At 36.6% G+C, this 13,027-nt stretch carries 11 protein-coding genes and 2 riboswitches; of the genes, 7 read left to right on the forward strand and 4 right to left on the reverse strand.

The features are described 5' to 3' along the window. Positions 1–250 precede the first annotated feature (250 nt). From IGJ34_RS05810 to IGJ34_RS05825, 4 genes are all read left to right on the forward strand, one after another. Positions 251–697: a MarR family winged helix-turn-helix transcriptional regulator gene (locus IGJ34_RS05810; protein ID WP_069654579.1), complete on the forward strand. Its 447-nt coding sequence runs from the start codon at positions 251–253 to the stop codon at positions 695–697. Continuing rightward, positions 697–3,078, forward strand: a complete 2,382-nt coding sequence (locus IGJ34_RS05815) for an ATP-binding cassette domain-containing protein (RefSeq protein WP_430598352.1) — start codon at positions 697–699, stop codon at positions 3,076–3,078. The genes IGJ34_RS05810 and IGJ34_RS05815 overlap by 1 nt, the downstream gene beginning before the upstream one ends. 16 nt (positions 3,079–3,094) lie before the next feature. Next, positions 3,095–4,936: an ABC transporter ATP-binding protein gene (locus tag IGJ34_RS05820; RefSeq protein ID WP_069654577.1), complete on the forward strand. Its 1,842-nt coding sequence runs from the start codon at positions 3,095–3,097 to the stop codon at positions 4,934–4,936. Between the two features lie 206 nt (positions 4,937–5,142). Then, a riboswitch (M-box (ykoK) riboswitch) is annotated at positions 5,143–5,310 on the forward strand. Between the two features lie 165 nt (positions 5,311–5,475). Next, positions 5,476–7,038: a phosphatase PAP2/LCP family protein gene (locus IGJ34_RS05825; protein ID WP_069654576.1), complete on the forward strand. Its 1,563-nt coding sequence runs from the start codon at positions 5,476–5,478 to the stop codon at positions 7,036–7,038. 224 nt (positions 7,039–7,262) lie between these two features. Here the strand turns inward: IGJ34_RS05825 and IGJ34_RS05830 are convergent, their stop codons facing one another. After that, complete coding sequence (locus IGJ34_RS05830) at positions 7,263–7,664, reverse strand: DUF2871 domain-containing protein (RefSeq protein WP_069654575.1); 402 nt, start codon at positions 7,662–7,664, stop codon at positions 7,263–7,265. 426 nt (positions 7,665–8,090) lie between these two features. On the opposite strand from IGJ34_RS05830, the gene IGJ34_RS05835 reads away from it, so the two are divergent. Continuing rightward, positions 8,091–8,315 (forward strand): hypothetical protein, encoded by a 225-nt coding sequence (locus IGJ34_RS05835; RefSeq protein ID WP_430598353.1) that lies wholly within the window; start codon positions 8,091–8,093, stop codon positions 8,313–8,315. Positions 8,316–8,338: 23 nt separating this feature from the next. Beyond that, positions 8,339–8,436, forward strand: a riboswitch (TPP riboswitch). 54 nt (positions 8,437–8,490) lie between these two features. Further along, positions 8,491–9,075, forward strand: a complete 585-nt coding sequence (gene thiT, locus IGJ34_RS05840; protein ID WP_206834561.1) for an energy-coupled thiamine transporter ThiT — start codon at positions 8,491–8,493, stop codon at positions 9,073–9,075. A gap of 310 nt (positions 9,076–9,385) precedes the next feature. Here the strand turns inward: thiT and IGJ34_RS05845 are convergent, their stop codons facing one another. Beyond that, positions 9,386–9,784, reverse strand: a complete 399-nt coding sequence (locus IGJ34_RS05845; RefSeq protein WP_069654572.1) for a VOC family protein — start codon at positions 9,782–9,784, stop codon at positions 9,386–9,388. A 191-nt stretch (positions 9,785–9,975) separates the two neighbouring features. Here IGJ34_RS05845 and IGJ34_RS05850 point away from each other — a divergent pair, with 191 nt between their 5' ends. Then, entirely contained in the window at positions 9,976–11,172 is a 1,197-nt protein-coding gene (locus IGJ34_RS05850) for a glycoside hydrolase family 3 protein (RefSeq protein ID WP_069654571.1), read from the forward strand. 62 nt (positions 11,173–11,234) lie between these two features. On the opposite strand, the gene IGJ34_RS05855 is transcribed toward IGJ34_RS05850, so the two are convergent. Together IGJ34_RS05855 and IGJ34_RS05860 are read right to left on the reverse strand one after the other, a co-directional pair. Further along, on the reverse strand, positions 11,235–12,077 hold the full coding sequence (locus IGJ34_RS05855; protein ID WP_240485868.1) for a MurR/RpiR family transcriptional regulator: 843 nt from the start codon (positions 12,075–12,077) through the stop codon (positions 11,235–11,237). 108 nt (positions 12,078–12,185) lie between these two features. After that, entirely contained in the window at positions 12,186–13,025 is an 840-nt protein-coding gene (locus IGJ34_RS05860) for a Cof-type HAD-IIB family hydrolase (RefSeq protein ID WP_430598354.1), read from the reverse strand. Positions 13,026–13,027 lie beyond the last annotated feature (2 nt).

Below are 13,027 nucleotides of genomic sequence, written 5' to 3' on the forward strand. Positions count from 1 at the left end.
TCTGGATTCCTTAGAGGTGGGGTGTGACTCGTAGAGTCATATCCCACCTTTTTTATCATTTCACCCAAATAAATCATATGAAATTGAGAACAATTTCTTAATATTTTGGAATAAAACCGTATTCATTTATATTTTTAAACCAATACTATTGACATTAAAACCTATTTGCGTTAATATCAAACAGCATTAGTTACTAACACTGTTAGCTATTAATGGAGGAAGTAATTATTTTGAAAAAAGGAGGAGTCATATGTCATTCGCAGAAGAAGCCGAACAAGAGCTTATGCGTTTAATGGTTCAAAATCGACATAGTGCATTTAGCAGACTAGAAAAAAGTAACCAAGGTGAAAGTATCGTGATCAAATTTTTGGCACGTTACGGTGAACCAACTAGTCCAAAACATCTAGCTGAATCACTGAACCTATCAAGCGCTCGTATTGCGGTCGTTCTTGGAAGTTTAGAAAAAAAGGGTCAAATCGAACGTAAGATGGATCCTGATGATCGCCGTCGTATCAATGTTACATTAACGGAGTGCGGTAAAAAAGCAGCTAAGTTACAAAAGAAAGAGATGCGTGATAAGATCGTTCAGATTTTTAAACTAATGGGAGAACAAGATACGAATCAGTTCATCGAGCTAACGGCGAAATTCGTAGACTACTCCCAACAAATTTCCCAGAAAGAGGAAGGTGACCAATAGTGAAGATTTTCAAACATCTCGGCAAATACTGGTATGCGGTCATCGCAGTTCTTGTGCTTTTAGTTGTACAGGCAAATAGTGATTTAAGCTTACCAAAATTAACATCGGGTATCGTCGATGTCGGTATTCAACAAGGAGGGCTTGAATATTCCACACCTGAAAAAATCAGGAAAACATCCCTTCAAGGAATTGAAATGTTCATGACGGATGACGAGAAAAAAATAATAGAAGATAACTATAAGCTAACAACTGAAAAAATCGATGGCAAAGAGGTTGAAGTCTATAAATTAAACCTTCAAGATGGCATGACTGAAGCTAAATTAGCAGACATCTTTAATTTACCAATGATGATGTTAGCGTCATCTCAATCAAAAGACTCATCAAATGCAAGTGAGGCAAAAGCAATCATTGAAGACTATAAAAAAGTTGGAGAAGATGCTGCTAAAGCAAAACAACTTGGTGAAGAAGCGACCGCTTTAGGCGAACAAGCTAAATCAGCGGGTGCCGAGGCAGCTGCTGCTACAGATGTTGCGACTGCAACTGAAAAAGGTGTTGAAGCACAAGAATTAGCAGCCAAAGCACAAGCAAAAGGTGCTGAAGCAAAAGCCTTAGCTGATTCAATCAAAACGACAACGGATGCTATGCCAGCCAAAGTCGAGTCAGCTCGTAACGAAACGAAGAAGAGCTTAGGTGACCTAGGCGAAGACTCAATGAAAACTGTGGGGATCCAATTGACCCTTAGTGAATATAAAGCATTAGACATGAATACGAAACAGATCCAAACAGATTACATGGTCAAAACAGGAACGAAAATGGTTCTTCTAACCTTGATTTCAGCGGTTGCTGCGATTATTGTTGGGTTGATTGCCTCACTCGTGGCCGCATCTGTTGGGCGAAATTTGCGTGTTGGTCAATATGAACGAACATTGCAATTTTCGAACACTGAAATGGAGAAATTCTCTCCAGCTTCATTGATTACACGGAATACCAATGACATCCAACAAATGCAAATGGGAATCGTGATGATCATGCGAATTGTTTTGTATGCACCGATCTTAGGGATAGGCGGTATCTATAATGTCTACCAAACAGGAACAGGTATGGGATGGATCGTAGGTGTCGCTGTTGCGGCTGTTCTAGTGTTAGTCTTAAGCCTATTATTAACAACCATGCCTAAGTTTAAAGCGTTACAAAATTTAGTCGACAGAGTGAACTTAGTATCACGTGAAATCATTACAGGACTTCCTGTTATCCGAGCTTTTTCTCGTGAGAAATTTGAAGAAAAACGTTTTGATGTTGCGAATACGAATTTAATGAAGACACAATTATTTGTAAACCGCGCAATGTCGATCATGATGCCTGTAATGATGCTTTTGATGAATGGTATTTCTGTGCTGATCGTATGGGTCGGCGGACATAACATGAATAACGGTCAACTTCAAGTTGGGGATATGATGGCGTTCATCACGTATACGATGCAAATCGTTATGGCCTTTATGATGTTGTCAATGGTTTCAATTATTCTACCTCGTGCTAACGTAGCTGCTGGTCGTGTGGAAGAAGTACTTGAAACAGAACCAACAATCAAAGATCCAGAACATCCTAAAGATGATCATGACTTTAAAGGCGAAGTGAAATTCGAAGGTGTAGAATTCCGTTACGGAGATGCCGATGAAGATGTGTTGCACCACATTAACTTTACAGCCAAACCAGGGCAAACAACGGCAATTATCGGTTCAACTGGTTCAGGTAAATCAACAATTGTGAATCTGATTCCGCGTTTGTTTGATGTAACAGGTGGTCGAATCACGATTGATGGAATAGACATTCGTGAATTGAGCTTACACAAATTACATGAAATTATTGGATTTGTGCCGCAAAAAGGAATCTTGTTCTCAGGTGATATTGCATCAAATATCAAGTTTGGCGATGCAAATATCTCAGATGAACAAATGAGAAAAGCTGCTGAAATAGCCCAAGCAGAAGAATTTATCGATTCAAATGAAAAAGGCTATAGCCGAGAAATTTCTCAAGGCGGAAATAATGTTTCTGGTGGACAAAAACAACGTCTATCCATTGCACGTGCCTTAGCGAAAAATCCTAAAATCTTGATTTTCGATGATTCATTCTCAGCACTAGATAATAAAACGGATGTAGCGTTACGAAAAGCGCTATCTGAAAATATAAAAGGGGCAACTCAAATCATTGTTGCACAAAAAATTTCTACGATTCTTCATGCAGATAATATTATCGTATTGAACGAAGGTCGTGTTGTAGGTCATGGAACACACGATGAACTAATGAAATCATCCACTGTCTATCAAGAAATTGCCCAATCACAATTGAGCAATGCTGAATTAGGCATAGAAGAAGCAGAGTAGGGAGGAGCGAATAATAATGGCAGAACAAACACAAAATCGCCCTCGTGGCGGACGCGGACCTGGACAAGGCGCTCCAGTGGAAAAAGCCAAAGATTTTAAAGGAACACTAAAAAAATTAATCTCCTATATTGGTGCTTATAAAATACCCGTTTTCTTTGTAATGATCTTTGCAATTGCTTCAACTGTATTTAACATTTGGGGTCCAAAAATCTTATCACAAGCAATCACAGAATTATTTAATGGCTTGATTAAAAAATATCAAGGAACCGGTGGTATTGATTTCAATAAAATTGGTGGAATCTTACTCTTTATGTTAGGACTTTACTTAGTGGCATCTGTTTTCGGGATTGTTCAAGGCTGGATCATGTCAACGATTTCGCAAAAGATAACGTATCGGATGCGTAAAGAAATTTCAGAAAAAATCAATCGCATGCCAATGAATTATTTTGAAAGTCGTACAACGGGTGAAGTATTATCTCGGATCACCAATGACGTAGATACTTTAGGACAGTCATTAAACCAATCCATCACTCAGTTGATCACATCAGTCTTTACCATCATTGGGGTTATTGTCATGATGCTATCGATTTCTGTTCAAATGACCGGTATTGCTATTTTGATTGTACCGATTTCAATGATCTTGATTTTAATTGTTGTGAAAAATTCGCAAAAATACTTTAAAACACAACAAGAATATCTTGGGGTTATCAATGGTAAAGTCGAAGAAACAATCGGTGGATACAACATCGTACGTCTATTCAATGATGAAGAAAACTCTCTTGAAGAATTCAAAACGCAAAATGACGTTTTATTCAAATCAGCTTGGAAATCACAATTTCTTTCTGGTTTAATGCAACCTATTATGAATTTTGTAGGAAACCTAGGCTATGTTGCTGTAGCGATTTTTGGTGGGATTTTAGCCTATAACGGTACAATCACAGTTGGAGATATCCAAGCCTTTATCCAATACGTTCGTAACTTGACACAACCTATTGCTCAATTGGCGCAAGTTTCAAACTTACTTCAATCAATGGCAGCATCAGCTGAACGTGTCTTTGAATTCTTAGAAGAAGATGAAGAAGCACAAACAGTACCAAACCCAGTTAAACTTGACAAAGCCAAAGGAATGGTCGACTTTGAACATGTTCGTTTTGGCTACACGCCAGACAAAATCATCATCAATGATTTCAGTTCACACGTTGATCCTGGTCAAACAGTGGCAATCGTTGGGCCGACTGGTGCAGGTAAAACAACAATGGTCAAACTATTGATGCGATTTTACGATGTAACATCTGGTGCGATCAAAATCGATGGATACAATATCAAAGACTTTAACCGTGCAGATTTACGCAAAAATATCGGAATGGTTTTACAAGATACATGGCTATTTAAAGGAACTATCATGGAAAATCTACGTTATGGTCGGTTAGATGCAACAGATGAAGAAGTTTATGAAGCGGCAAAAGCTGCCCATGTTCATCATTTTATCCAAACCTTACCAGGTGGTTATAATATGGAATTAAATGAAGAATCTTCTAATATTTCTCAAGGTCAAAAACAATTATTAACCATTGCTCGCGCTATTTTAGCGGACAAACCGATTTTGATTCTTGACGAAGCAACGTCTTCTGTTGATACAAGGACAGAAGGCTTGATTCAAGGCGCCATGAATAACTTGATGGCTGGCCGCACATCGTTCGTTATCGCTCACCGTTTGTCAACAATTAAAGATGCAGATAAAATCCTTTATATGCAAGACGGAGATATCAAAGAACAAGGAACACATGAAGAGTTGCTTGCTGCTGGTGGCTACTATGCATCGCTTTATAATTCTCAATTTGAAGAGCTAGATCAATAAACAATAGTTGAAAGAAGAGGGAGTTGTTTCTGCTCCTACCGGTTTTTCGGATTCTTTGAGACTGAGATATGACTCATAGAGTGATGTCTCAGTCTTTTCTTTTTTCTAAAAAAAACTTCCTTAATATTGATTAAGAAAAAATAAAGTCCCTTAAAATAACTTGAAAAAAAACTTTGTCAACGGTATTCTTAAAAAAATAAATAGATAAATAACCTTGTTAGGTGAGGCTCCTATACAAACATAGGCTATTGCGCAGAAACGTCGAAAGACGCCAATGTGTAAAACAGGAATGGTCGAATTAAGGCTTTTCATAAAATAGCTAAGAATGTTTCTTTACGTTGTATAGTGCTAAAACTCAGACGATGAGATTGATTGAAAGTCAAACGTCTTAGGAAAAAAATGTTTGGCTTTTTTCTTTTGGCGAATAATGAATGTATTGACTGATCGTGCAATGTTATTGGGCCTACTTGTGTTTTTTTAGGAATACTGACAATGTGTAAGTGATGTTATTTAATTTACGAAATGAAGGGATTTTAAACATGAATACGTATAAAGAAAAAAAGTTTACCCCCGCAATTTTAAGTACCATATTATTTGTGGTGCTGACCTTTTTAGTTGTTCAGAATGTCTCGTGGTTTCATCAGATTGATTCAGCGATTTATCAATTTAATTGGAAACCAAACGAGATGATTACGAGCAGTGTGAATCTGTTTGCTAAGACGGCAACCATTGTACCAATTTTTAGTGTAAGCTTAATTAGTTCATTTTTACTTTGGCGGAAAAAACAACCATTATTGGCATTTTGGCTGAGTAGTAACGTTTTGGTTGTTAGTGCTTTGGGGTTTATCTTAAAGCATATTGTTGCAAGGGCAAGACCTGATGTGTCGCAGTTAGCTGAGCGTTCGTCATACAGTTTTCCAAGTGGTCATTCACTTTTAGCTATGTGCTTGGTATGCTCAATTTTGTTAGTGACACAGAAAAGAAAAGACAAACTTTTAAAAACGATGTTGATCCTCTATGTTGTTTTGATTGGAATAAGTCGAATTTATTTGAGAGTCCATTATCCGAGTGATGTTATTGGTGGATTTCTTTTAAGTTTTTCATGGGTAAATCTTTCGTACGTTTGCCTTCAAAGAATGTTCCTTAACAGGACATTTTCAACGTCAGATGATAAAAAACGTTTTGTGCAAAAAACGATTTTAGGCGCTTTAACACTTGTGTTATTGGCTGTTGCAGGTGCATCTGCATATGGCGCGACTGTGTTTAAGAATGTGCAAAAAACAGCAGATAAAATATATCAACCACTGAATCGAAACACCAAGCCAGTAGAACTGAACAATAGTGAACCCGTAAGTTTTTTACTTCTAGGCATTGCAAATGACTCAAAGCGTCAAACAGATTTTCGAGCAAATACGATCATGGTCGTGACAGTTAATGATCAATTAAAGAAAACAACGATTACAAGCATACCTAGAGATGCCTACGTAGAAATTATTGGAAAAGAAGGGGCATACGATAAAATCAATCATGCGCATTCTTTTGGTGGTGAGGAAATGATGATTGATACGATCGAGCATTATTTAGACATCCCAATCAATCATTATTTTGTGATCAATATGGATGGATTAGCTGCATTAAGTGATGCTGTCGGAGGCGTCACTGTTAATAATGATTTTGCCTTTGACGCCGAAGGAATCCATTATCCTAAAGGGGAACAGCATCTAGGTGGTTGGGAAACCTTACAGTACGCAAGGATGCGTTATGAAGATCCGCTAGGGGATTACGGTAGACAAAAAAGACAGCGAGAAGTGACGATTCAGTTGACTAAAGAATTACTGTCGATGAAAAGTGTATTTCGTTATCAAGAGTTGTTAGATGTTATTGGTGAAAATGGCCAGACAGATATGACATTAGATCAAATGATGCTGTTGATGAAAAATTATCAAAAGGCACTAGAGAACATTGAAAGCTATCAAATGCAAGGCGAAGACTTTACTGGTGATGGTTATACGGGTGAGGAAGGTATTTCTTATCAAATTATTCCTGAAACAGAAAAAGAAAAAGTTACATTGGCATTGAAGAAACAATTAAATTTAGAATAGTATGTGTGTAGCATCAAGTGTCCATTAGTCAATTGTTAGTTACAACATTGGATGGATCTTTTAAGACCTTATTGTTTCCAAAGAAAAAAAATAGGGTACGCCCCTAAAGGTAGATTTTTTTGTTCTATCTTTAGGGGCGTACTTTTTAATATGTTCTATACGGTTAAACGAATGACCATACAGTGAGAACATAAATTTTTTAAAGAGTTGTATATCGTATCAACTTACTCTTTGACTGCTTGAAATAAAACTTGGAAGAAATAAGCTAATCCGACGGTGATTATAATATGTCCTAATCCAGCTATTCCAGCTATTGCTGCAGATTCTGGATAATCCAATACTTGTAAACTACCGCGAACGATCATCATCAATAAAGTGATACCGAGCCCCATATTATAAATCATATAGAATTTTTTGTAGTTTTTCTCGTTACTCAATTGGAAGTTTTTTTCCAAAAGTAAAACAATCAGGAAAAAGAACATACCTAAAATCAAAATATGTGTGTGTAGAACACTAAGTTGTGTTTCGCCAGTAAAGTCATTCCATTTTGTAAATTCACGATAAAAAATACCCGCTAACAATCCAACTATCATATAAACCATACTAACTCTAACTAATTTTTTCATTGTCCACCTCTAATTTATATTTTTCAAACATCTTCACTATAGCAAACTACATCGCCATTTTCTAGGTATTTATTGCTAAATAAATGTGAAAAATCCAAAGAAGATGCGATCCTGAACGCTTTGATGAGCGAAATGGAGAGATTTGCATCGTTAATTAATGAAACATTCGTTTCTACCGAAGTCTAATGAAGGCGTTTTCGCTCTTCCGGATTCCAAGTACTTTGTGAAAAAATCGTTTCATTTATATTCGTTGTTGTTAAAAACTTCTCCCGTAATAATAATCTATATCAAACAGAAAAGAGGAGCATAAAATGGTTTGTAAAGTAGAGTTTAAATAGGTCTCTAAAAGCGAATTTGAAACGATCTAAGCTACAGAAAAGATAAAAAAATTGGCATGGATCGAAAAAAAGTTTATGTGAACGAGATATGAAGTTTCCGTATAATCCATTAGAGGTATCTAGTTTTGAAGTAGACGATATCGAGATGGCCTATATTTTCTATAAAGAGGGGGGAACTGTCAATAGGATGTACCCACCAGAAGAAAGCCGCAAACACGTTGTTGGGTTCAAGTGGTCTGATAAGATTGAAATGCCTAATTCCTTTACTTTTAAAGAGGAGCATGGTACGATTCTGATGTTGTCAATCCTATGATAACCACTAAAAATTAAATAGAACCCATCACAAAGGGGAGCCATGGCTGAGAATGAGTAACCACTCTAAACCCTTGAACCTGTTCGTTAGTACGAGCGTAGGAATTGTGATGGAGTAAATAAATACTTTTACTCCTCCTTTGTGAATTGGTCGTTCTAAAGGGAGGATTTTTTTTATGCAAAGAACATCAGAATTACGCGTTTGGATTGAGGGAACGATTGTAGCTGCAATTGCAATGGTTTTATCCCTTATTCCAACAAATATTGGGAGTAGTTTTTCTATCTCACTGGGAATGATTCCTTTGACTCTTTATGCGTTGAGAAGAGGAACAAAGGCTGGATTCTTTTCTGCGTTTATCTGGGGATTGCTGCATTTTCCATTGGCGCAAGTGTATTATTTAATGCCTGCACAAGTGATTATTGAGTATATTTTAGCTTTTGGATTTGCTGGATTTGCTGGAGTTTATAGCGGGAAACTACAACAAGCAATCGGAGAGAAAGACTACACAAAGAGTGGTCGAATCATTCTATATGCGTCTTTTTTTGGCACACTGATGCGTTATTTCTGGCATTTTATTGCAGGCGTTCTATTCTGGGGAAGTTTTGCCCTGTGGGGAATGAATCCTTGGTTGTTTTCTCTCGTGATGAATGGGTTAAGTGGTGTGGCTACAGCAATTGCGACGTCTATTGTTTTACTATTACTTCTCAAAATCAATCCTCATTTGTTTACTCCTACAAATAGTACACGAATGGGACAATAGAATAATAGTGCTGAATAACAGGATTGGATTGTATAAAAGGTAACTATTTTGGTAAGTGGGACACAACTCTTTGAGTCATATCCCACTCACATGGAATCCGTATAAATGGTGGGATCAGGAGCAATCCCTTCGGAAATAAGCTGATGTTGTACAAAACCTACTTGGTCACAAAAATTTGAAGATCAATTGTCGTAAATTCCTTCTTATTTCTCGGGATTAAACATTCCTGGCCCAACATTTTTTTGCAAAGAAGAAATCGAGACATATCGCTACGAGTTACATCTCAACTTCTTAAACAATAAATGAAAATTTACATCTTCATCCAATTAGGTTCCAAAGAATTTCCATCTGGGTCTTGCACTTCAAGTCCAAACATCATATCTTCAGGAATCCCCATATCCACTTTATAATAATCACCACCATTTGCTTTAGCTGTTTCAGCAAATTTCTTCACAGCATCGGCACTGTCCATACTAAATGCAATCAGAGCACCACTCGTCGTTTTCGTATCTGCAATATTTTTATCTTTGATGAATTTACTATAAAAATCGTGATTTAACAGCATAATCCAAAAATGATCATCCCAAACCATTGAACTTGTCTCGTCAGTAGAAAATTCTTCATTTTTCTTGAAACCTAATTTTTCATAAAATGCTGTAGAATGCTTTACATCTGTGACTGGAAAATTTACAAACACCATTGTTGCCATAAAAATCCAACCTTCTTTCTTTTTGTATTGATTACGAGAAGAGCATCTCATGGTAACGTTTTTTTGTCAAAAATATAAGGCGCATGCAGGTGAAAAAAATTGACTGTTTTGATAAAACCTACTTATAATATAAGCACACTGATAAAGATCAGCGAAATGAGCAAGGAGGAACGACAATCAATAATAAAGCGATGATAACGAGTGCAGTTGGTATTTTACTGCTGATTTTTGGGATTAGTTTTAGCATTATGTGGTTAGTGAATAAAAGTAATAATACTGTACAAACAAAACCAATAGAAGAAACGAAACATACAAGTACAGAAGTAGTAGAAGAGAGCCAAACCTCACAACCTAATCAGGACCCTTCTTTAAAGGAGCAGGAAAAGAAAATAAATGATTTAATGAAATCAATGAGCCTGGAAGAAAAAGTGGGTCAACTTTTTTTAGCTCGTGTACCGATTGAAGCCCAACAGGAAAGCCTTCAAGAGTACCATTTAGGGGGCTACCTTTTGTTTGGACGAGATATGGAAAATGAGACACCGAATTCGTTAAAAGAAAAAATTTCCTCTTACCAAGAAGTCAGTAAGATTCCTCTTTTCATAGCATCTGACGAAGAAGGCGGAACGGTTTCACGCTTAAGTGGGGGAAATGGTTTAGTAACAGAACCATTTAAATCACCAATGGAAATATACCAAGAGGCTGGGTTAACAGGGATTCGTTCGGATATTCAACAAAAATCAGCCGTTCTACGATCCTATGGTATTCAAGTTGGGCTATTTCCAGATGCGGATGTTGCAACAGATCCCGAAGCATTTATTTATGATCGAACAATCGGTGTAGATGCTGAAAAAACAAGTGAATATGTTAAGGCAAGTGTGGAGGCATTAAAGAAACAACAGATTGCGTCAACATTGAAACATTTTCCAGGTTATGGGGATAATCGCGATTCACACGTAGAGATTGTGTATGATACGAGAAGTCTTGAGACGTTACGCGGGAATGATTTTTTACCATTTAAAGCTGGAATCGCAGCAGGAACAGATAGTATCATGGTTTCTCATAATATCGTGACGAGTATTGATGATACAATGCCGGCTTCAATTTCTCAACCTGTTCATGATTTATTACGAAATGAATTAGGCTTTCAAGGCGTCATTATGACTGATGATATGGATATGGCAGGATTAGCTGATTTTATAACGCAAGAAGAAGCAGGACTCGCTGCGTTGAAATCTGGGAATGATCTGATTTTATCTTCTTCATTTCAAGTTCAGATTCCCTATGTCATCCAAGCTATTGAACAAGGGAGTTATTCAGAAGAAGCGTTAAATCAATCTGTTTATCGTGTATTGAAGATGAAAAGTGATTTAGGCTTGTTAAATCACTAATACATCAAAAAGACAGTTCAGCGTTAATCGAAGCTGAACTGTCTTTTTGATGAGTGAAAAAATTATATCAATTTAGGATTCATCTTTTGATAATTATCCAGTTTATAAGCCAAATTTCTATCATAGTCTTGGTTGAAGAAACTAAGATATAAACTATCAAAAATATACATTAAAGACATCCGTGTTGAAAAGGAAGAAATTTTGTTGTAATGGTTTTCCAGTGAAGAGAAAAGAAAAACACCATCCACAGTTTCGTTGAGTAAAGGACTATCCTTTGAAGTGACCAACAGAATTTTACTCTTATTTTTCTTTAAAATTTCTAGGATTTTTTTAACACTAGAGCTACGGCCACCATAAGAAACAACGATTGCCAAATGCTTTGGCGTACTGTTTGCTGCAGATAGGTTTTGCATAAAATCATCGATTGGAACGTTTACTTGTTTACCGATTTCCTGCAGTTGAAATTGGAAGTTTTGTGCAAAATAGATATTAGCAGATGTGGCGTACACATCAATAAATTCTGCCTGTTTGAGTAAATTTCCATTGAAAGCTATAGTATCGAGATTGTTTGTATCAATAGTTGACTGAACGGTTTGATTATAAACCGATTTTAACTTTTGGGTGATAGCATAATGATTGTCTTCTGCGGAGATAGGGTAATCAATGTCGATAATTTGTTCGGTTGTATGCTCATTTAAATAATTGACCAAGGCAAATTTAAGATCATTCAATCCCTCAAGGTCTAATTTATTAATCAAACGGTAAATTGTTGAAATCGACACATACGAATGCTCAGCCAGTTCTTTTGGAGAAAAATGAATGACTTTTTCTGGAAAATCCAAAATATAGGTAATGAGTACTTCTTCACTTGTTGTCAGTTTGTCTAGGCTTTTTAATTTCAGCATTAAATTCATCTCAGCAAACACCTTCCAGTTCGTTTTGTATAAATGAATTATAACGGATTATGTGAGAAATAAAAAATAGAGTGGGATTTTGGATCCGCACTCTATTTTCTACAATAACTCGGATAGTGCTTCGGCAATACCATCTTCATTATTAGATGAAGTAATTTTATCGGCAGCACTTTTCAACTCTTCAACAGCATTTCCCATTGCAATGCCCACGCCAGCATAATGAATCAAGGATAGATCATTGTGGCCATCACCGAAAGAAATAATATGTTCTCGGTCAATACCTAGTGGTTTTAATGTCTGTTCTAAGGCATTGGCTTTATCAATTCCTTTATCTGTAAATTCAAAGTACATTGGTGCTGAGAATACGCCGTTGACGGATTGTTCAAAAGGGGCATAAAGTTTCTGCCAATTTTCTTGCAAATAATCTGGTTGAGCTGCAACGAGAATTTTATGCAAAGGGAAATCAACAAAAGTAGCTAAATCATCTTTTTCGCATAATTGGAAGTTTCCACCACGTGATTCGTATTCGATAATGTTGAATGGACCCTCATGGAACGTTAAATCCAGCAGACCATCAAATACATCATTGACATACATATAATTGTCTTTTGCAATCATAGGTTTAACGTCAAACTGTTTGAGATGGTTTAAAATAGTTTTACTCTGTTCAATTGAAAGAGGTTGACTGAATAATTCTTTTTGTGTACTGACATCAAGAACATGTGCACCATTATAGGAAATCACTAATCCATTGTGCTGATCCATTTGAAGTTCATCCGCATATCCTAGCATCCCAGAAGTAGGTCTACCTGAGGCTAGAATTATTTTGATTCCATTCTTTTGAGCCGCTATCAACGCTTCTTTTGTTTGCGCCGTCAATTGTTTTTCATCATTTAAAAGTGTGCCGTCAATATCCAAAACAATCGCTTTTATGTCCATAG

This window comes from Enterococcus sp. AZ177 (assembly GCF_050544585.1).
Lineage (GTDB): Bacteria > Bacillota > Bacilli > Lactobacillales > Enterococcaceae > Enterococcus_L > Enterococcus_L plantarum.